This window comes from Clostridium sp. CS1-1, assembly GCF_056135525.1.
The window spans coordinates 2,686,960-2,708,122 of record NZ_CM148680.1; the positions used below are offsets into that span (position 1 = coordinate 2,686,960).

25 protein-coding genes are annotated in these 21,163 nt (G+C 30.8%); 8 read left to right on the forward strand and 17 right to left on the reverse strand.

What is annotated here, in order from left to right:
* Positions 1–185: 185 nt before the first annotated feature.
* Complete coding sequence (locus AC0N0V_RS12700; protein ID WP_474458287.1) at positions 186–998, reverse strand: alpha/beta fold hydrolase; 813 nt, start codon at positions 996–998, stop codon at positions 186–188.
* Positions 999–1,327: 329 nt separating this feature from the next.
* Between AC0N0V_RS12700 and AC0N0V_RS12705 the strand changes: the two genes are divergently transcribed.
* Positions 1,328–2,671: a putative DNA modification/repair radical SAM protein gene (locus tag AC0N0V_RS12705; protein WP_474458288.1), complete on the forward strand. Its 1,344-nt coding sequence runs from the start codon at positions 1,328–1,330 to the stop codon at positions 2,669–2,671.
* Between the two features lie 13 nt (positions 2,672–2,684).
* A complete protein-coding gene (locus AC0N0V_RS12710; RefSeq protein ID WP_474458290.1) occupies positions 2,685–3,425 on the forward strand; it encodes a TIGR03915 family putative DNA repair protein in 741 nt (246 codons plus the stop codon).
* A gap of 106 nt (positions 3,426–3,531) precedes the next feature.
* Here the strand turns inward: AC0N0V_RS12710 and AC0N0V_RS12715 are convergent, their stop codons facing one another.
* The 4 genes from AC0N0V_RS12715 to AC0N0V_RS12730 form a co-directional block, all read right to left on the reverse strand.
* Complete coding sequence (locus tag AC0N0V_RS12715) at positions 3,532–3,981, reverse strand: NUDIX hydrolase (RefSeq protein ID WP_474458292.1); 450 nt, start codon at positions 3,979–3,981, stop codon at positions 3,532–3,534.
* Between the two features lie 263 nt (positions 3,982–4,244).
* A complete protein-coding gene (locus AC0N0V_RS12720) occupies positions 4,245–4,694 on the reverse strand; it encodes a helix-turn-helix domain-containing protein (protein ID WP_474458294.1) in 450 nt (149 codons plus the stop codon).
* A 366-nt stretch (positions 4,695–5,060) separates the two neighbouring features.
* Positions 5,061–5,489, reverse strand: a complete 429-nt coding sequence (locus AC0N0V_RS12725; RefSeq protein WP_474458296.1) for an OsmC family protein — start codon at positions 5,487–5,489, stop codon at positions 5,061–5,063.
* Between the two features lie 391 nt (positions 5,490–5,880).
* On the reverse strand, positions 5,881–6,261 hold the full coding sequence (locus tag AC0N0V_RS12730; protein WP_474458297.1) for a winged helix-turn-helix transcriptional regulator: 381 nt from the start codon (positions 6,259–6,261) through the stop codon (positions 5,881–5,883).
* A gap of 180 nt (positions 6,262–6,441) precedes the next feature.
* Here AC0N0V_RS12730 and AC0N0V_RS12735 point away from each other — a divergent pair, with 180 nt between their 5' ends.
* Positions 6,442–6,732, forward strand: a complete 291-nt coding sequence (locus AC0N0V_RS12735) for a hypothetical protein (RefSeq protein WP_474458299.1) — start codon at positions 6,442–6,444, stop codon at positions 6,730–6,732.
* 179 nt (positions 6,733–6,911) lie between these two features.
* On the opposite strand, the gene AC0N0V_RS12740 is transcribed toward AC0N0V_RS12735, so the two are convergent.
* The 5 genes from AC0N0V_RS12740 to AC0N0V_RS12760 form a co-directional block, all read right to left on the reverse strand.
* Entirely contained in the window at positions 6,912–7,376 is a 465-nt protein-coding gene (locus AC0N0V_RS12740) for an aminoacyl-tRNA deacylase (protein ID WP_474458301.1), read from the reverse strand.
* An 880-nt stretch (positions 7,377–8,256) separates the two neighbouring features.
* Positions 8,257–8,457 (reverse strand): hypothetical protein, encoded by a 201-nt coding sequence (locus AC0N0V_RS12745; protein ID WP_474458303.1) that lies wholly within the window; start codon positions 8,455–8,457, stop codon positions 8,257–8,259.
* A gap of 15 nt (positions 8,458–8,472) precedes the next feature.
* Positions 8,473–8,733 carry a hypothetical protein gene (locus AC0N0V_RS12750; protein ID WP_474458305.1) on the reverse strand — a complete coding sequence of 87 codons (261 nt, stop codon included), beginning with the start codon at positions 8,731–8,733 and terminating at the stop codon, positions 8,473–8,475.
* Positions 8,734–8,916: 183 nt separating this feature from the next.
* Positions 8,917–9,327, reverse strand: coding sequence for a peptide deformylase (locus AC0N0V_RS12755; RefSeq protein WP_474458307.1), 411 nt, complete (start codon positions 9,325–9,327; stop codon positions 8,917–8,919).
* 271 nt (positions 9,328–9,598) lie between these two features.
* Positions 9,599–9,769, reverse strand: coding sequence for a hypothetical protein (locus AC0N0V_RS12760; protein ID WP_474458309.1), 171 nt, complete (start codon positions 9,767–9,769; stop codon positions 9,599–9,601).
* 500 nt (positions 9,770–10,269) lie between these two features.
* Between AC0N0V_RS12760 and AC0N0V_RS12765 the strand changes: the two genes are divergently transcribed.
* Positions 10,270–10,647 carry a VOC family protein gene (locus tag AC0N0V_RS12765; RefSeq protein ID WP_474458310.1) on the forward strand — a complete coding sequence of 126 codons (378 nt, stop codon included), beginning with the start codon at positions 10,270–10,272 and terminating at the stop codon, positions 10,645–10,647.
* 407 nt (positions 10,648–11,054) lie between these two features.
* Here the strand turns inward: AC0N0V_RS12765 and AC0N0V_RS12770 are convergent, their stop codons facing one another.
* The 3 genes from AC0N0V_RS12770 to AC0N0V_RS12780 all read right to left on the reverse strand — a co-directional run bounded on the left by AC0N0V_RS12770 (position 11,055) and on the right by AC0N0V_RS12780 (position 12,297).
* Complete coding sequence (locus AC0N0V_RS12770) at positions 11,055–11,180, reverse strand: hypothetical protein (protein ID WP_474458312.1); 126 nt, start codon at positions 11,178–11,180, stop codon at positions 11,055–11,057.
* 148 nt (positions 11,181–11,328) lie between these two features.
* Positions 11,329–12,063, reverse strand: coding sequence for a hypothetical protein (locus AC0N0V_RS12775; protein ID WP_474458314.1), 735 nt, complete (start codon positions 12,061–12,063; stop codon positions 11,329–11,331).
* Positions 12,064–12,168: 105 nt separating this feature from the next.
* Positions 12,169–12,297 carry a MarR family transcriptional regulator gene (locus AC0N0V_RS12780; protein WP_474458316.1) on the reverse strand — a complete coding sequence of 43 codons (129 nt, stop codon included), beginning with the start codon at positions 12,295–12,297 and terminating at the stop codon, positions 12,169–12,171.
* Positions 12,298–12,544: 247 nt separating this feature from the next.
* On the opposite strand from AC0N0V_RS12780, the gene AC0N0V_RS12785 reads away from it, so the two are divergent.
* Positions 12,545–13,069, forward strand: coding sequence for a VanZ family protein (locus AC0N0V_RS12785; RefSeq protein WP_474464526.1), 525 nt, complete (start codon positions 12,545–12,547; stop codon positions 13,067–13,069).
* A 324-nt stretch (positions 13,070–13,393) separates the two neighbouring features.
* On the opposite strand, the gene AC0N0V_RS12790 is transcribed toward AC0N0V_RS12785, so the two are convergent.
* Positions 13,394–14,779 (reverse strand): tryptophanase, encoded by a 1,386-nt coding sequence (locus AC0N0V_RS12790; RefSeq protein ID WP_474458317.1) that lies wholly within the window; start codon positions 14,777–14,779, stop codon positions 13,394–13,396.
* Positions 14,780–15,036: 257 nt separating this feature from the next.
* Here AC0N0V_RS12790 and AC0N0V_RS12795 point away from each other — a divergent pair, with 257 nt between their 5' ends.
* Positions 15,037–15,702 carry a helix-turn-helix transcriptional regulator gene (locus AC0N0V_RS12795; RefSeq protein ID WP_474458319.1) on the forward strand — a complete coding sequence of 222 codons (666 nt, stop codon included), beginning with the start codon at positions 15,037–15,039 and terminating at the stop codon, positions 15,700–15,702.
* Between the two features lie 202 nt (positions 15,703–15,904).
* Here AC0N0V_RS12795 and AC0N0V_RS12800 read toward each other — a convergent pair whose 3' ends face one another.
* The 3 genes from AC0N0V_RS12800 to AC0N0V_RS12810 form a co-directional block, all read right to left on the reverse strand.
* Positions 15,905–16,342, reverse strand: coding sequence for a GatB/YqeY domain-containing protein (locus AC0N0V_RS12800; protein ID WP_474458321.1), 438 nt, complete (start codon positions 16,340–16,342; stop codon positions 15,905–15,907).
* Between the two features lie 93 nt (positions 16,343–16,435).
* Positions 16,436–17,038, reverse strand: a complete 603-nt coding sequence (locus AC0N0V_RS12805; RefSeq protein ID WP_474458323.1) for a hypothetical protein — start codon at positions 17,036–17,038, stop codon at positions 16,436–16,438.
* Between the two features lie 248 nt (positions 17,039–17,286).
* Positions 17,287–18,456, reverse strand: coding sequence for an SH3 domain-containing protein (locus AC0N0V_RS12810; protein WP_474458324.1), 1,170 nt, complete (start codon positions 18,454–18,456; stop codon positions 17,287–17,289).
* Positions 18,457–18,687: 231 nt separating this feature from the next.
* On the opposite strand from AC0N0V_RS12810, the gene AC0N0V_RS12815 reads away from it, so the two are divergent.
* Positions 18,688–19,593 carry a metallophosphoesterase family protein gene (locus AC0N0V_RS12815; RefSeq protein WP_474458325.1) on the forward strand — a complete coding sequence of 302 codons (906 nt, stop codon included), beginning with the start codon at positions 18,688–18,690 and terminating at the stop codon, positions 19,591–19,593.
* Positions 19,594–19,734: 141 nt separating this feature from the next.
* A protein-coding gene (locus AC0N0V_RS12820) for an IS3 family transposase (RefSeq protein WP_474464388.1) occupies positions 19,735–21,077 on the forward strand; the annotation gives its coding sequence in 2 pieces (ribosomal slippage) (positions 19,735–20,142 and positions 20,145–21,077; 1,341 coding nt in all).
* Positions 21,078–21,163 lie beyond the last annotated feature (86 nt).

Here is a 21,163-nt window from a genome sequence, read left to right on the forward strand (position 1 = left end):
TATATTTTTATAGCAGAGCCTTATTGCTTTTTAAGTGCGACGCAAAATACCGTAAAATTCACACATCCGAATAATACGGTATTTTGCTTATATAGTTCAATTGATTTATTAATTGGCATCTCTTTACAAGTTATAAATATTTTTAAGTTCTACTACCATAGATAAATAAGAAGCTACAAAAAACTTTATTCCTCTATAAATTTAGTCAATTCTTCGTTGAATTTATCTTTTTGATCATAGAACACTCCATGGCCACTAAATTCAAATGGTACAAGCGTGGAATTTTTAATGCCTTGTCTTTGTGCTTCAGCTAATGGGAAAAGACAGACTTTGTCATGGATTCCATGAAGAATTAAAGTTGGAACGTTTATTTTTCCAAGATCATAAAATAGTACTTCATTTAACCAAGTTTTTGCAATTTCTGCAGTAGCCCAACCTGCTGCCTTAAGTCCCAATTGAAAAAACCAATCTGAGAATGGCTCAGTTATATGCTGGAAGAAAAACATTTCTCCAAAGTTCCTCAACATATTTGGCCGGTCATTGTATGTTCCTTCAATGATTTCATTTATAGCTTCTCTTTTTTGTCCATAAGGAAAATATGGAAGCTGGACAAGGCTTGGCGCAGCAGCAGCAAAAAGAGCAAGTTTAGATACCCCATATCCATTATGTCTCACCATGTATCTAATAGCAATCGCTCCTCCTGTGGAGTGCCCCGCTAAGGTAATATTTTTTAATTTAAGTGCTTCAATTACGCATCTCACATCGTCCGATAATCGATTGTAATCATAACCACTCCAAGGTTTATCTGAATTCCCGAATCCTCTGGTATCTATTCCAATGCATCTGTATCCCATCTTTGGAAGCTTGTCAAATTGATATTCAAACAAATTGTGATCTCCTGGCCAACCGTGTAAGAACAAGATTGTTTTCTTGCCTTCTGGATTAAGATCCTCTACATAAATTTTTACATTGGGCTCTACTCCAATATAATATCCCACACGAATACCTCCATTAATAAAATTTCACCATTAATAGAGTATTCACCTACACATAAATACGTGCATTGCTTTTCAGTTTTTTTATACCATATTTTTAATTGTTGCATCGTAAAATTATCATAGTATAATGTGTATTTTCTTTTCTGAGTTATATTATATACTGCAAATCCGTATTAATTTAATATATAATTCGTTCGTCGAAATGTAAGTTATTGTCTTCTTCATTTATATATCATCATTGTAAATCTAATTTTTACCACAGAACACTTGTTCTTTTGAAGGTAATGAGTTATACTTAATTTATAAAAATACAAAGATTGGTGATAAAAATGGAAATAAAAGAAAAACTAAGAATTTTAGCTGGTGCAGCTAAATATGATGTATCTTGTTCATCTTCCGGCTCAAACAGAAGTTCAAAACAAGGAAACATTGGTTCAGTTGCTCCAAGTGGTATATGTCACAGCTTTACTCCAGACGGAAGATGTATATCCCTACTTAAAATACTTTTAACAAATTATTGCATATATGATTGTTCATACTGTATTAATAGGAGATCTAATGATATCGAGAGGGCTTCTTTTACTGCTGATGAAGTTGTTAATATAACTATGAATTTTTATCGACGTAATTACATAGAAGGTTTATTCTTAAGCTCTTCAATTATTAAAAGTGCTAATTTCACCATGGAACTCCTTACAACAGTTGTTCACAAATTAAGAAATGAACATAATTTTAGGGGTTATATTCATCTAAAAGCAATCCCGGGAGCTGATGAAGGACTTATAAAAAAAGCTGGTTCCCTTGTAGATAGAATGAGTGTAAATATAGAACTACCTTCATCAAAATCTCTTAAATTATTAGCACCTGAAAAAAATAAACATGATGTTTTAAAGCCTATGGGTGATATTAAAAATAATATTATTATAAACAAATATGAACGTAAGAAATATAAAAATTCACCTATATTTGTACCCGGTGGCCAAAGTACTCAGCTTATTGTTGGAGCTACAAAAGAAAGTGATTTAAACATCCTAAACCTAACAGAAAGCTTATATAACAAATTTGAGTTAAGAAGAGTTTATTACTCAGCATATGTTCCTGTTAATAGTGGTACGAATCTTCCTGAAGTTAAAAATCCGCCTACTCTTAGAGAGCATAGATTATATCAAGGCGATTGGTTATTAAGAGTTTATGGCTTTAAAGCAGATGAATTACTAAATGAAAAGAATCCTAATTTTGATATTAACTTTGATCCTAAAACAACATATGCTTTAAATAATATTCATCTATTTCCTGTTGAAATAAATAGAGCTCCCTATAACACTCTTATAAGAATCCCTGGCATTGGAATACGTAGTGCACAAAAAATAGTAAGTTCACGTAGAATTAATTTGTTGAACTTTTTTGATCTAAAAAAGCTTGGTGTTGTTATGAAAAGAGCTCAATATTTTATTACTTGTAAAGGTAAATATTATGGAGCAGTAGCCTTCGATGATATGCGTATTAGAAACGCTCTTACTCCCAAATTTAACTTAAATTCAATAGATCAAAATGCTGAGCAATTAAGCTTTTTTGATAATAAAACAAGTAATCTAGGCATTGCTAAAGAGTCCTTAAACGACAAATTGCTTTTATTAAATGATAAATCTACTTCAATTACAGGTGAACTCTAAGGAGGATTTTATTTTGAAAGAATACATATACGATAATACTTTTGAAGGCTTACTTACTGCTATTTTTTATACTTATAGCTGCAAAGGAGATTGTATTATAACGAAGTCTAGAGATTATGTTGCCTCATTTATTAATGAAGTTTCAAACATTTCAACAGAGTACGATAAATTTGATAGAGTTTATAAAAGCATTGTAGAAAAGCTTAATGAAGAAGTTTTAACAAATGTCTACTATTTATATCTTAGTGACATCCCAGATTCTGATTCTCTTGCTTTGAAATATCTTAAACTTTGCTATAAATATGGTGCAAATATTAATTTAGCTAAGAATAATGATATTATAATTTTAGTTGATAAATATGCTAGAAAAGTTACTAATGAAGCTCACAGATTAACTGGTTTTGTAAGGTTTAAAGAAGTGGCACCATTAACTTTTTATGCATCTATAGAACCTGATCATAATATTTTACCTTTAATACTCGATCATTTTACTGTAAGATTTTCTGATCAAAACTTTGTAATTCATGATTTAAAAAGGGAGCTTGCAATTGTATATAACAAAGAATCCGCTATTATAACTGAATTTAAAAAAGAAGATTCCAAAGTTCTTACCAACTCCGTCGGAGATAATGAATTCGAAGTCCTTTGGAAAACTTTTTATACCTCTGTTAATATAAAAGAACGTAAGAACCATAGATTGCGTAATCGTCATATGCCTAAGAGATATTGGACTCATCTCACAGAACTTTCATAATTATTTTATATTCAAAGACATACTATTATATGTGATATTATATCTTACCGGCGTTAGATATAATATCACATCATAGGCTTCCATTTTGACCTTCTCTCTATAGTTATCAACTATTATAATATTTATCAAGCATTATTCTATGACTATCGGGTATATCTTCAGGTAATTCTTCATAATCAAAAAATTTCAATTCCTTAGTTTCTAAGTTATCTATCTGCAATACACCACTGTAACTTTTAGTAAAATATCCAACAGTTATAAAGTATGCTTTATCACCATTTGGGAACTCTATATAACACTTTTTTCCTGATGTAGTTCCTAGTAAGTTTAATTTGCTAATATTTAATCCAGTCTCTTCCCTCGCTTCTCTAATAGCAGCTTCCTCAAGAGATTCCCCTAATTCCGTAATTCCCCCAACTAATCCCCATTTATACGGAAATGTTCCCCTCCTCTGAAGTAAAACTTGATTATTTTTATTTATTATTAATACATTTACGCCTGTTAGGTTTATTTCATCATGACCGACTCTATCACGTATGTATTTCACATAATCCATTTTCTAGGTTCTGCCTCCTTTTATGTGTTCTAATCCAACTGTTTGTTATAGAAATATTGCCTCGTAAAATATAACTCAATATAAAAGCCATAACTATTTTCAATGCTTAGTATTAGGAAGAAATTATATAAATATTATATTGGAATTGCGAACAAAAACACCCCAAAATTCAAATTTGAATAATGTGGTGTTCAGAAAATGTTTTGTTTTTCACTTATTATACTGAATTGTAACATTACGAATAGCTAAGGGTTCTGTCTAGTTTACTTGGTTTTCTTTTTTGACATTTTAAACTTTTGATAAAGAATATCTTTCAAAACCAAAACAGCATCTTCATCATTAAAATTAAATTCCTTTTTACAATCATCATACAACTTAAATATCTGCTCACAATAAGAATTTATTCCTTGTATACCGTTGTAGGATGCTAAAATCGGGTACTTTTTACTCCATGCACTAGTCCAATCAATTTCATCAACTATCATTTCGATACTTGTAACATCACCACTAAGATGAGGGCTTTCACTAATAAGATAATCATAACTTACATTATACAATTCACTCAATGGTTTTACTTTAGCTAGTTCTGGAATTGTTTGACCAGTTTCCCACTTACTAACTGCCTGTCTAGATACGCCTAATTTATCAGCAACCTCTTCTTGTGATAAACCTGCTTTTTTACGTAAATCAAATAATTTTTCACCTAATGTCATATTAATCACCAACCTTTTCTTCTTTAAAATTACCTAGCAAAAACAGTATACTTGAAATAAAAACTGCTTTCTACCAAGTAAGGATGGAAATTTGTCAACTAAACTTAACATCTTAATGCATATAAGTTTATGGTAATAGTCTTTACTTAATAGTTAACTATCTTTTTAACTCATATATTTGAGCTACCGCCATAAGTGGGCATCCTGTCCAGAATAATTAATATTATATAAAGAGCTTTTAATATGAAGTTCACTCTCAATATTAGATGTGTCTAGCATTTTTGGGGCACTTTATTTCTGCTCTTGATGCTAAACAATATAAGAAAAAAAGAATTACTCTTTATTAAGATAGTATTCTTTCTATTCTTATCGATATGTTATCTTGTATTCACTGCTAATATCAACATTATTTTTTACCATGTTCCAAATAGGACATAGAGATTCCTCCGACAGTTTTAAAGCCCTTTCAATATCCTTAGACTGTACATCCTTTGATGCGAGTTCAAAGCTTAATTGTATACTTTTAAAGTATGTCGGATAAGTTTCTCTTCTTTCACCTGAAGCAATTACTTTTAATTCAGATACATCCTTGTTCATCTTCCTAAGCAATAAAGCCAAGGTCATTCCACTGCAAGTTGCCAGACTTACAAGAAACAGCTCAAGTGGAGTATACCCCTCTCCATCACCTATAGGATGCACATAATCTATAATTATCTCATGATTATCACGTGATCCCCCTGAAAATTTTACCTTGTCATTTATCAAATCTGCTGTTACTGTTAAATTGTTGCTCATAATAAATCCTCCTAAAATTCAGTTAATATCATTTGAAAATGTTTCATAATTCGAATATTAAGTATCTTTAGATATTTAAAGCAGTTCATTGTTTGCAGTTATGTATAGCATTTCGAAATCAAATTGGAGTTTACACAGACAATTATACACTCTCCCTTTTTTGTCTATTATAGCTATCTACTACTCTACCCAACTAATGGTAATTATATCATAATTGCCAAAATAAAGGGTAAACACACTGCCAATAAATTGAAAAAACTCTACTTCTTAACACCATATTATTCAATTCTCAAAGAACATTGTTCGTATTTTCGATTTTAATAGTTGCGTCACATTATAATCATGTTAATCGGTTATTATATTTTTTAAATAGCTAGTACATCTATTTGTTTTATTCATTGTTATAATCACATTTCTGGCATTGAGCCATTATATGTTCACTTTCATTTTTATGATAAGCTCCAGACCACTTACAAATACTTTGCAAAATAGGCACAACGGATTTACCTTTATCCGTTAATGAATACTCTACTTTAGGCGGAATTTCATTATATTGTTCCCGCCTTACTATGCTATCTGAAATTAAATTTTTCAAAGTTGTCGCTAATACCGCATCTGTTATATCAGTCATTTCCTTACGAATTTCACTATAACGCAAGATATGCTTTTCAGCCAGCACACATATAATGCGTGAATTCCACTTGCCACCGAATATATCCAATCCGTATTCTAAAGGGCACCTAATTTCTTTTTCTAATTTCGGTTTATACATCTGCCATTCCCCCAATACTTTTGATATACAAATTATAACCTATTGCTATTAATTTACAAGTTGCTATGGAATTTATTAGTTACTCATAAATTTGCTTATATCTTTAACTCACGTAGTTTTTTCAATATACTTTGATTATGCAATAAGCAACTATAACAATATTTAAGGAGGAATTTTACTGTGGAAGTAAAAGCTTATCTTGAAATCACAATGAAAATCAGCGACGCAAACAGAGCCGCTGCAGCAAAGGTTTATTCGGATTACCGCACTCCATTTTTGAGTAGCGTATCCGGTGCACTTACTAAAAATCTTTTAATCCGCGATGATGATGTTCAAGTACTTCACGGATTCGACAATGTAGATCATGCAAAATCATATTTAGATAGTGAGTTATTCAAAAACGATGTTTTTGTAGGACTTAAACCATTGTGGGATGATGCCCCTGATGTGAAGATATACGGTGTGGTATAATATTAAATTATGCATTAAAAGCCGTACAACTAACAGATTGTACGGTTTTTGCATATTTCAATTTTGTCTACTTATTCAGTGATAACTTGTCATTTGTCTACAGGTTATATAAATAATCTTTGCTCGAAGTTATTTACAATTGTAATTTGATTATTATGAAAATTATCTCATGATATTAATTATTTTCTTATTCTAACTATTTTGCCTTTGTTTAGCTGCTGTAATACTTTTGTTGAAATTTTTGTTAACGAATAAGGTGAGCCGCCACCAGTATAAACAAGTTCATTTTCCATAACTTTTGGATCAATTAAAAATATCGCTTCATAGCCAAATGAGGGTACTCCGCCACATATGTATCCAGTTTTATCGAGTACTTCTTCAGGAGTTGCAATTTGGGGAATTTCTATATTTAATGCTTTTGCTACCCTTGATGTACTTACCCTATCTTTCCCTCTAACAACAGCAACAATAAGATTACCATCGTTATCCATTAGACATATGCTTTTTACAATATCTTCTGGAGATACATTAGCGGCAGATGCGGCCTCTTCTACAGTGTGGCAGGCATTCTTATAAACATATTGTTCTGCATCTATTTTGCTCTCCATCATATACTTTTTCAGTTTTTCTTCAAACTCCTTCAATTTTATCACTCCATTTCGATTTTAAATAGATTTACAGAGATATTTCGGAATATATTACAATACTAATTCAAATCTTAACTAAATACAACCACATTTACCATAACTCTTTATAAATGTATAAAAAATACAATATTTTTAAACACTGTATTATTTAATTTTCAAAGATACTTGTTCGTATTTTTTATTTCAATAGTTACGTCGTAAAATAAGAAAGTTGCGAACTATTTACTTAATAATTTTGTTAATTGTCATATTATAAATATAAAACAAAAAAACACTACCCATTACCACTAAACTAACCGTTATAAGTATTTTTTGCTTATCGCTCAAATCAGTTCCATTACCTAGTATTTTTCTATTTATAAAAGAAATAAGTGGTATAATTATTAAAATAAAATAGGTAGCATTATAGGTATATAAATATATAATTAATAATAGAGTAATCAAATAAAGTAATATTGCAGATATTACTCGGTTTTTATAAATTATTGATTTCATAATATTAGCCCCCTTATTAAATTTACAATATATCACAATTTCAACCTAAATATATATAAATAATATGACATTTGTAATATTATTACACATCAATTTGCAATAAAGGAATAAGTTATTCTTTTTTCAAACATCACATTATTCTATTTTCTAAGAACATCTGTATATTTAGATTCATAGATTAACGCATATAATTTTCAAGAGTAGACTCTACCATATCTTCATAGTAGAGTTTTACTATATTTGTAATGCGACGTAAAAACACTGTAAAATTCTAACTTGAATAATACAGTGTTTTAATAAATCATTCGTCTTTTCAGTTGTTACGTTAAATAAGAACATTGTTAATTTAATCTGCTCGATAAATTGGAATTTGTCTTTAAATTTATGCAAAAATTTCAGAATTTCTTTTTGTTATTGCTTCAATATTATTATTTCTATACGTGTCGCTAGACTTTCTAACTGGAAATAAGTTTCCTTCCAGTGTAATCACACCGTAGTTATTATCAACAAAACTATTTCTTAATTTAAAAAAATCACAAAAATTCTTAAAATCCAATCTTATTTTACCAGTAACATACTTCATCCCCAATACGTCTATCTATTCAGCATCAAAATCAATAAAGTAATTTCTCTCTGATGTATGTATCGTGAGGGTTGCTAAATTAATATTGTCATCTAAAATATCCACTCTGTATTCGAACATGATATCATCATTTTGCTTCTTCATGAATAAGTAACTTCCTTCTTCTTGATCCTCGGCCTCATCACTTATTTCAGCGTAGATTTCTTTGCCACTGACTTCTCCAGGATATCCTGACTTTCTTATCTTTTCCTCTATTGCTTTAAAAAACTTTTCCATTTTTTCACTCTCTTTCTTTTTTTTAATACCTATTTCTCTTCAAATAAAGTATATACTATGTTTCTAAATAACAGTATCCCTAATCATTATTAATTAATAATCAGAGGAAAATCTCACTTATCAAACTCACATGGTTCTCAATGACCTCTAGGCTAATAATTACTTCATATTTTAATTATTCAATTAGATTATTATACCTTCAAAGTGATCCATTTCATGTTGAATTATTTGTGCAATAAATCCAGTAAATACTTGCTTTTGCTTCTTAAAATTTCTATCAAGATACTCCACTTCTATCTTTTCATATCTCTTTGTTTTTCTAAAGCCACTTAAAGATAAACAACTCTCTTCAGTTTCATAAATCTTTTCTTTATTTAATACAACTGGATTTATCATAGGCACAATAAGGTTGCCTACAGTAAATACTAATATACGCTTTTTTACTCCAATCATATTACCAGCCAATCCAACACAATTCCCAAAGTTTGCTCTTAATGTATCTATTAAATCATCAATTACTACTATATCATTTTTAGTTGCATCTTCTGATTTTTGTCCTAAAAACAGTATATCTTTTATAATTGGTTTTATCATAATTTATACCTCTTTTTCAGTTATATTTTTTATAAATCATACTATATCATATATAAAATTAGCACATCTAGCCCAACACCCAGTTTGCACATCAATGACACTGATCGAGTTGCGTTTTTGGGATTTCTTACAAATTATTTGTGATGATACATTGCACTGTAAGAAATATATGTTTAACTCAATGACAAATTACTATTTATCTGACTCGTAATATCTCACAATTGTTCAACAATAGATTACCACTGTAACACTGTTTAAGAAATTTACATGACTACAGTTTATTATTTGTCTTTTCATTTATGTAAATATCAAATGCCTTAATACCTTTTTTAGCAAATTTAACAAATAGGACAAACCCATAAATGTAGCTACCTAATATACCTATAATAATTATTAGATTGACTAAACTGAATATACTAAATATAGCCATTCCATTTTCCATAATTCCCTCCTAATACAATGAAAATATTTTATAGTTCCGTCATAACTAATTACTATTTTAACTTAACTAATGTTAATTATATCATATCTAAACAGTCTTATATGGTTATCTTTGTAACAAAAGTAAAATCTCTTACCTTCTTAACACTGTATTATTCAATTTTCAAAGATCATCATTCGTATTTTCATTTTTAATGCTTCTGTCGCACTTTTCTCAAAAGTAGACTCTATCATATTTTCATAGTACAGTCTTACTATTTTTGTTATCCATACTTTAATGCATAAATATAGCCTAAATTTATAACTCCAACGTTGTTGATATATAAACAATAAGAAGCTTTTAATAGAAAATTTTTGTTCCAAAGTATGGAATCAAGTGGTAATATTGTATAGTAAGGCTAATTCAACTTAGTCGTAAACTAGATGGTGATGATAATAGTCTTCCCGAAGAAATAAAGAACCTTGGTATCATTTATAAAACATGAAAGAGAGGATAATGGAATGTTAGGATTAAAAACAGTTGTTTTAGAATGCAAAGATATCTTTCAATTACTGGATTTTTATAGCCAGCTGTTAAAATGGCCAGTTGTATACAGGGAAGATACCTTTGTACGAATTCAGTCAAAAGATACAGGTATGTGTATAGCCTTTCAATATGACGAGGATTATATTCCACCGGTATGGCCTTCGCAAGTTGGAAAACAACAAATGATGAGCCATTTGGATTTTGGAGTAGCAGATAAAAATGAATTGGAAGCAGCGACTAAAAAAGCAATACAATTAGGGGCCAAAGTTACAGATGAGCAATATGGTGATGGCGAATGGATTACTTTGATTGATCCGGCGGGTCATCCTTTCTGTTTTGTGCTTTGGGACTAATATAATTCCAGCTTGTTGAGGAGATTATAAGCGTATAACGTACAGCATTTTACATTTCCTATTATTTTTATACTGTACAATATTCTTATAAAGCGAACTTCTTTAGTTCTATACTGGATACTAGTATCCATTTTTAGCTACATAGGTAAACTATATAGTATCATATAGTTTACCTCTTAAAATCATTAGTTGTTCCTTCAAAAACTTTGTGTTAGTACAATATTGTAGACACAAAAAGCCAAACACTTTGTAATAAAGAAAAGATAAGGAAGTGTTACAATGGTAAGACTTGAGGAAGAAAATGAAATACTGAAAAAAGCTATGGGCATATTCGCAAGGAAGTAACATCAGTATTTGAATTTATCACAGCCAACAAATAGTCTTGTACTTCACAGTGATTTAGGCTGTCAATATACAAGCTCCGCTTTTAAAGAATATATAGAAAGTACTAATTTAATCACTCTCTCCTTTACTTCTAAGGGATGACCATATGATACTGCTTGTATATTATCTTCATCATCTCTTACACACACAAGTTTGCTAACATAATAAGCCCTGCTTTAACTTGAGGTTTTATTGATACTATATCCTCTTCATTTTTTGAAATAAGAACTACACCAGAATTTCCTGCTTCGTATGAATAACCATATAATGCTTAGTAGTATCTCGATAACTACACAATTACATTAATACTACAAGACGAGTTACTATAGGAACAAATTCATCCTTGTCCCACTCCAAAATGGATTCCACATAACCTAATGTATCTGAATTATAAATTCCTATAATCCTTTGAGATGCTAAGAGTTTAAAAACATCAGACCCCTCCAAACTTAAAGGAGAAAGATTAGAAAGAGATAGCACCCCCGCTACTGTAGGTTCCTTAAGTGTTCCGTTAGGATTATAAACTTCATTAAGATATTCTTTATCCCTTATTCTAGTAAGGTCTATTACTCCTTTTAAGTTACTATTTTCTGATTTTATGCTTACCTTATAATGATCCTCATAAACAGCATCATATACATTTTCGTCATTAAATTTATCATAGTCAAAAATAAGCTTTGCCACATTATTTTTAAATGAATAGATGTAATTAAAGTAAATTTCTTTATTACCCTGTAAAGCTATAGATAATAAAACATCCGGTATTTCACTTTCTTCATTGAATCTTCCAATAAATAGTTTAGGGTCAAACCCTTCATCTTTTTTTGGTTTAACTTTTATATTTAGTCCTGTCTTTTCATTTTTTATAGTGAGAGTTATATCTTCAATAAACCCACTTTCTCCGTAGGGCTTTTTCCCTGTAATTATTAAAGTCTCAGCTAACCCATCCCCATTTACGTCTGCAAACTTTTTATCAATAACATAGGCTTTATTTATATTTTGTTCCAACCCTTGTGGTACTCTAAAGAACATACCCATACCCCTTTCATTTATTAATACAATATTATTCTATTAATAGGGAAATACTAATTATTCTTACCTTGCTTTATTTTCAATTGAATTTTTTCATAGTTATCTTTAGAAGTCCGCACGTTTATCCTTGACATCAGGTACTTTAATCAAATAACCATCAAGTTCTAAATCATGAATGATGTTTGTTAGCTGTTGTTTTGCTATATCTAAACCGGCACTAATTTCTTCGTTCATTATCAATACCTCTTTATCTAATATAGTAAATATATATTTACCTATTTCGTATTGTATCGTATTCTTTTCTATTTAATTATAACGATATAATCTATTTTTCTTAATACTTATTCGTTTCATTACATTTGTAGATACTAAAAAGTTAGTTTATAATATAGATAGACAATAGTATATAAGTGCGAACTGAAGATTATTTATAAACTAAACGTCAGAGAATAAGTAGGATGAAATGAAAAATGGAGGTATTATGTATAAACGAGATAGAATTAAAACAGTCTTTTTATATGGTGTTTTCATTTGTTACATACTTTTGTTAATTAAAATATTGTTCTTATCAAGAGTTTCGCATTTGGAGCATAGGTCAATTAATCTCATTCCTTTTTATAGTATAAAGGGATATATATTTAGCAACTCTGCCACTATAAAAAAATTCGCTTTTGGTAATGTGGTTGGCAATATAGTTATCTTTATTCCCCTTGGTGCATATGTGTCATTATTCAAAAATGATAAAAGAGTAATAGCCAATCTGCTATCTATATTCATAGTGAGTTTGTTTGTTGAAATCGTTCAGGGGCTTTTGGGCATTGGGGCATCAGACATTGATGATATAATTCTAAATTGTTTGGGTGGATTGATTGGTATTTTAGGGTATAAGTTTTTATTGTTTATATTACGAGATGAGAAAAAAGTACATACTTCAATCACAATACTATCTGCTATCGGATTACCTGGTATATTATATTATTTATTCATGGTGAGAATGAGATTCTAAATATCTTTATTGTATATTCAATAAGATACCCTACACAAAAGGAACGTAAAAATCAAGTATAATCTACAGCAAACTTAATGAACAATATTCTTATATTGTTCAGCAATGACGAATTAAATAAAAAAACCTATGCTAAAACTAAAGTTAAAGCATAGGTTTTTTGTTATAAATTTTCTTGTAAAAATAACTACAATTGTTTGTTTTGCACCCTTAAAGTAAACCTGTTAGAAATTTGAAGGGGCTTTTTATTTTTATATCCTTAAGGTAATCGTTGTTACCCTACTATCATAACTTCCTTCAACGGAAAGCTTGTAACTATTCTTTTTATTTATCAATTGGTGCAAGGCTTGCTTGGAAATGACGTAGTACTGGTGGTTCCCAAGTGATCTTGTAGCCTTTAACACTGCTTGCTCTTTCTTTAATAGCTATCAAAGCATCAGCCATTACATCAATGTGAGCTTGTGTGTATACACGTCTTGGAATTGCAAGTCTTGTAAATTCAAACTCCGCTTGTAATTGCTCTCCTGTATCTGGATCATTTCCTAGCATATAAGATCCTATATCACAAGTACGAATTCCAGCTTCTTTATAGAGTTCAATAGCAAGTGCTTGTGCTGGGAATTCATTGTAAGGGATATGTGGGAACATAGCCTTAGCATCAACAAATACACCGTGACCGCCAACTGGTGATTGGTAAGCAATTCCTGCCTCATCCAAACGTCCTGCTAGATATTCCATTTGACCAATACGATATCTTAAATAATTTTCATCTAACCCTTCGTAAAGACCAATTGCAAGCGCCTCAAGGTCACGTCCTGAAAGACCACCATAAGTAACAAATCCCTCAAAACAGATTGTACGACCTTTAACTTCTTGATATAAATTACCATCGTCTTTAATACCTAGTAATCCTCCCATATTTACAATAGTGTCTTTCTTAGCACTCATTGTAAACATGTCAGCATAACTAAACATCTCTTTAATGATTTCCTTAATAGATTTATTTTCATAACCAGCTTCACGTTGTTTTACAAAGTAAGCATTCTCTGCATAACGAGCTGCATCGATACATAATTTAATACCATACTTCTTACAAATATTAGCTGTTTCTCTAACATTTTCAACAGATACAGGTTGTCCACCTGCTGAGTTATTAGTAACTGTCATAATAACAAGACCAATTTTTTCTGCTCCATACTCATTAATAGTCTTTTCAAGCTTTTCAATGTCCATATTACCCTTAAATGGAGCTCTTAATGAAGGATCTCCAGCTTCTGCAACTACACAGTCAATAGCTCTTGCACCTGCCAATTCAACATGTGCTCTTGTAGTGTCAAAATGCATGTTGGATATAGAATACTTTCCTTCTCCCATAAGTAAACCAAAAAGAACCTTCTCTGCTGCACGGCCTTGATGAACCGGTTGTATATACTGGTAACCAAAAATGTCTTGTGCTGCCTCTACAAGTTTAAAGTAGCTATTTGCACCTGCGTAAGCTTCGTCTCCCCTCATAACACCAGCCCATTGTTCTTGGCTCATAGCGTTTGTCCCACTATCTGTTAAAAGATCTATGTAACAATCTTCACCTCTAAGGTTAAATAGATTGTATTTTGCTTCTGCTATTTTTTGTTCTCTTTCCTCAGGAGTTAACATCTTAATAGTTTCAACCATCTTAATTCTAAAAGGTTCTGGAATGTACTTAATAGCCATAATAAACCCTCCTATATTCTCACTATTTTTTATTTTCTGACTCTTTAAGAAAATATTATCATTTTTCAAATTATTTGTCAACGATTTTAATAAATTTTTCTCATTTTGCATTAATTTAACTCCATTTAACCTATTTTTGAGAATATTTTATCAGTCAACCCTGATAAAATGTTATCATCAGGATGATATAATTGCATTATAAAGAATTTTATTGTATATTTATATAATGAAATAGGAAAATTCTTCTGGAGGTTACTATGAGTGATAAACGTCTTGCTCCTTATATAAATTTAATCGAATTTCTAGGTAAAGTGTTAGGACCTGACTATGAAATTGTTCTTCAAGATCCAAAACAAAAAGAACACGCTATTATAGCAATAGTAAATGGCCACATAAGTGGTAGAAGTGTCGGCGGTCCGCTTACAGACTTGAGTTTAAAACAAATTGCAAATAAGGAGTACGAATACACTGATTATAGTGTCAATTACAACGGACTTTCTAAGGATAACAAAATTATGAGATCATCTACCTTTTTCATTAAAGATAACAAGGAATTGATAGGTATACTATGTATTAATTTTGACAGCAGTAGATATCTAGATTTAAGCAAACAAATTTTATATCTTTGTCATCCAAACCATTTAGTAGATGAAAACTATAATTTTAGTCCAACAAACCACTTACTTGATATATCTGAAAACCTTACAGGCTCCATCCCTGAGTTGATTGACGCCATTCTTGAAAATTCATTTTTAAGTAAAAATATAGCTCTTGACCGTTTAAATAGAGAGGAAAAATTACATATTGTTGATATACTTAATAAAAAAGGTGTGTTTCTCATGAAAGGGGCTGTAAGTCAAGTAGCAGAACAATTACATTGCTCCGAAGCAAGTATATATCGTTATCTAAATACACTAAAGTAAGAAAACACTATGTTTAGTATTAACGCTAAACGTGTAAGTTATCAATCACAATTATAAACAGAGTTCTTGGCATCAGATGGAGCTTTAGAGCAGGTAGTCATCGAATAAAGGGAAAATGCGTTGGTTTAAGAAGCTCATTCTTATCTACCAACGCATTTTTATACTAGGAACCACTTCACTTATCGTCTAACTGACAATTATACTAGCCTAGTAAATTTTTTACCATAGGATTAATTTTTGATCTGTCAAATTTACCACTAACCTTAGGCATAATTTCTTTCATTATTTTGCCCATATCTGCTGCTGTATAACTTCCATTAGCTATAATTTCCTTTAACATAGCCTCTACTTCAGCTTCATCTAATTGTTTTGGAAGATATGGAGTTAAGACTTCAAGAGCAAAATTTCCTTCTGCTATTTTTTCTTCGTTGTTTGATTGTCTAGCATATTCCAATGTCTCTTTTATTTGCTTTATGTTCTTTTCTATTATCTTTATAACCCCTTCATCAGAAATATCTTCTCTTTCATTAACTTCAAATCCCTTAATATCAGCATTTATTAATCTTAAAACACTTACCCTTGCCTTATCCCTTGCCTTCATTGCTGCTATTTCATCTTTTTTTATCAATTCTTTTAACATAATCTTTAGTTAGTAAACTTTGCGTACTAACTAGTCACCTCTTTTCTCTAGAATATTTTACATATTTAAATTATACTATTATTTCAAATAAAATCAAAATTCATTTTTGTTTTTTTGCTTTTTACTTATAAATTCATATGTGAAGTTGACATTGGATTTCAAAATACGGTGTATTTCTTGGATTTCATTGTTAATATCCTTAGATTTAAAAAAGAGCATACTTATGGCTTCCCATAAGAAAATCCATCCCCCTATATTTACTCCTTCTAAGATTGTATTAAATAATATACTTCTATTAAATTTAGTTTCTAAATCAAAGCCTATGGTAAGCAGCAGGATTGATATTAGTACATATATAACTGTATCTATATGAGAAGACTTTAAATCAGATTTCTTATAATTGAGTTTCTTTAAGCAGTACCTTCGCAAAGCAGAAATTACTAATTCTTCCTTTAATTTATCCTTCTCTTCTCCTGTAATATGAAAACTTATATCTATATCGCATTTACGTGGAGTATTAGTAAAGCAGTCTTGTAAATACAATTGTATGTTCTTATTAATGCTTCTTTCATTTAAAGGAGAGTTATCCAATTTATCAAAAATATCATTATATTTTTGTACCTTAAGATTAACTATATAATGCAGTGTACTTTTGTTAATATCATTTACTCTATTTAAATAATTTTCCACTCTCATTATTATAACAACTTCCTCTAATTTAAAATTAAAATATCTCTATATCTTATATGATAGTAACTCCTTTTTTATGTTCATGTGACTTTAAGACAAAATGAATATTTTATTCAATTCTTAAATAAATCAACGATCAAAAGATTAAAGGGATACTTAATCTAAATAATTTTTCAGAGAAATAAAAAAATCACATAAGGTTTAATCCCATGTGATTTCTTAAAGTCCTCGCCAGTCTTTCTTTATAGGTCATTTTATTGAATAAAGCTTAAATATTTCGCACTAGACCATCCTTGAACTCCATTAATGCTAACTTTATACCAACTTCCATCTGCTGTTTGGTCTAATTTTTGTGCATATTGTCCTTGTGCTAATACTCCAACTATTTGTGCTGTACTAGATGGGCTAATTCTTATGTTTAACTGATATACATTGCTCACAGTAACAAATTGTCCTGATGGAACTGCCCCAAACAATATTCCAGACATCCAACCAGTTTGACCATTATAACTTACTTTATACCATCCATTTGAAAAGTCCACTAAGTTAAGGATAGTTCCTTTAGGAACAGTAGTTAGAATAGCAGAATTTGTTGTAGGATTAGCTCTTAAGTTTCCATAGCTTGTTACATTTGATAGCTGTGCATAGCCTCCTATCTTAAATTGTGGAGTTATTGTAGGTGGTACTGAAGGAGTTATAGAATCATCCACAACATTTATATACCTAGCAGGTATATATCCTCTATTTATAGTATTCATACTTATGAAATATCTCTTAGTCCCTTGAATTCCACCATAAGTCTGATCTGTAGTTGCTTCATAGGTAAATGCACCTTGAACTCCGTTTAGTGTTCCCCATTTATCAAAAATGGCCACATGATCACCAGGTCTGTCAAGAATGTCCATATGTTTAATATCGCTTAAATTTATAGGTACAAAATATTTATTTAGTAAAGAGCTAGTTGACTGTTTATAATCCTGAATATTATACGCAGCTTGTACAAAACCTGAACAATCTAATCCTGCTGTTCCTTGTACATAACCAAATCCAGCTGAAGAATTGACATTCCCTGTGAAAGCACCTTTATTTACAGCCTCTAAGAAGCTTGTCCACGGTGCGTTGTAGGAATGAGAATCTATTCCATCAAATCCACCCCAGTCATAAGGTATTCCAGTCACTTGTGCGGTCGTTACTCCTTGAAACTGTTTGGGTTGTGTAACATAAGTACTATTTTTTGAATCTACAATACCATTCTTGTCTGAGTTATAAGTCCACATTAAATCTATCATACTTTGAGCCCGCTGTTCAACTTGACTTCTTGTTATAGTAGTAACAGTACCAGCTTTTGCTTTTTGAGTTGGTGCTGCCAATATAGCTACAACTGCGAGTAGAGAAACAATACCTCTTATACAATTCCTTTTCAATATTATCCACCTCTCTTTGAATGATTTATTTTTGCAAACGTTACTGTAGTGTAATTATAATAGGAAAAACTGGTACAAGCAATCATCAAATAGTGGTAATACATGTTATTAATCTCTTTAAATTAATCCAAAAAACAAGAGAATCAATTAACGTAAAATTTTATAATCCCGTATCCACTCAATCATGCTTCTCATATAATGTACTATCTTAATAGAGGAGGTTAATTAACGGTGCTTCCACTTAATTTCGATATAAATGGAAACTTTAAAATTGTTCAATTTACAGATTTGCACGAAGGTCCAAATATTGATAAAACTATAGACCTTATGAACAGAATCTTAGAATATGAGAAACCTAATTTAGTGGTACTTACTGGTGATATCATTGATGGTAAGTGTAAAACAGTGGATGATATAAAAAAGACTATAGCTTATGTAGCTGGACCTATGGAATCAAGGTGCATTCCCTGGGCTATATTATTTGGTAATCATGACGATGAACATGGAATCATGACTAAAGAAGAAATGATGAAGTTCTATATGACTTTTAAATACAACATTAGTGAGATTGGTTATAAAACCTTTGATAGAATAGGTAACTATACTCTCCTCGTGAACAGTTCAAAAGATGGTGTACCAGCATTTAATATTTATATGCTAGATTCTGGAAAATACTTTCTTCCTTTAATTAGTACATTTAATTGGATAAAATGTACTCAAATTTACTGGTATAAGAAAACTGCATTAGATTTAAAACGAAGATATAATAAAATTATACCTTCACTTATGTTTTTTCACATACCACTTCCAGAGTTTAGGAAGGCCTGGAGTAGTAGTTTAATAAATGGACAAAGGAATGAAATAGAATGTTGCCCTAAAATAAATACGGGCCTTTTCAATATTATTGTTAAAACTGGTGATGTAAAAGGAGTGTTCACTGGGCATGATCATTTAAATAACTACTATGCTGTTCTTAATGGAATTGGAGTTGGTTATGGTGGTTGCACAGGATATGGCGGCTATGGAGGTGATAACCTCAAGCGAGGCGCAAGAGTATTTCTTATTAATGAATCAGCTCCAACTGATTTTAAAACATGGTTAATACTAGAAGGAGGTAAAGAATTAAACACCTTTTAGATATAATATGTTTACTTTCGCTATCGTACAGAAGGATAAACTGTACCCTGTAAGATAGACACAGAAAAGAGGCTGTGCTATCTTACAGGGTATTTTTGTATTTAACAATTTAGTATAATGAAGAAAAAAGGGGAGAGTTCTATGGGCAAGTCAAGAAACAGAGACTTCATACAAGCTGAAATAGATATTTTGTCCAAAAATATGCATGTTAAAAATGTTACTCCAAAACAAATTACGTATACAGATGCCTTTAAAGAATTATTTATCGCTGAACATAATGAGGGGATGCTTCCTAGAGATATTTTTATAGAGAATGGATTTGATCCTGAGATGATAGGACAAAATCGAATCGATCGTTGTAGTGTAAGATGGCGTTCAAAAGCAAATCGCCCCGAAGGGGTTAGAGACATACGAAAAGGTAACTCTGGAACAACCAGAGGTTTAGAAGGCGAAATAAGTATTGAAGAGGAGTTAACGCGTTTAAAACAACAAAATCAATATCTAAAGCAAGAAAATTCATTTCTGCGGGAACTACGAAGATTGGAAAGGCAGGTGATGCCCAATTCAAAATTAAACCAGATGAAAAGTACAAAATAATTAGAAGATTGTCAGAAAAAAGTAAATGTTGTCTTGACATAAAATATATGTGCGAAATGGCTGGTGTCTCACGGTCGGGCTATTATTCATGGTTGCAAAGAGAAGATCACCGAATCAAAAAGGAAGAGCAAGACAGGAATGACTTTGAGCTTATTTTAAATGCGTTTCAGTTCAAAAACAGAAATAAAGGTGCAAGAAGCATAAAAATGTTCTTATTCAGGAAACTTGGTATCAATATGAATCTTAAAAAAATTCGTAGGCTAATGGCTAAGTATGGGGTACGTTGCCCTATAAGGAAACCTAATCCATATAAAAAGATTGGTAAAGCTATAAAAAGCCACGCTGTAGGGAATAAAGTAAATAGAGAGTTTTGTGTGGGTAAGCCTGGTAAAGTTCTACTGACAGATATAACTTACATATACTATGGTTCTGGAAAATGCGCATATCTATCAACTGTCAAAGATGGATGCACACGTCAAATACCATCTTATGTATTAAGTGAATCGCTTGAACTTCCTATTGCAACAGATACGATTAATTTTCTGATGGATAATAAAGCATACGTTATATCAAAAGATGCTTACTTGCATTCAGATCAAGGTATCCATTATACAAGCAGAAAGTTTCAAAACTTGATAAAGTCAAAAGGATTTATACAATCTATGTCAAGAAAAGGAAATTGTTGGGACAATGCTCCTCAAGAATCATTTTATGGTCATATGAAAGATGAGCTCAATCTTAGTCAATGTGAAACCTTTGAACAACTTAAATCAGAGATTGATGAATACATAGAGTATTACAATAATGAACGTTACCAGTGGGATCTTATGAAAATGACTCCCAATGAATACTATAGTTATTTGACTACAGGTATTATACCATATTAAAAATTTCACCTAGAAATTAATTTCTAGGTGAACAGCCTGTTTTATTGTGTACTTGACAAAGGGTACAGTTTACCCCTTTTTATATA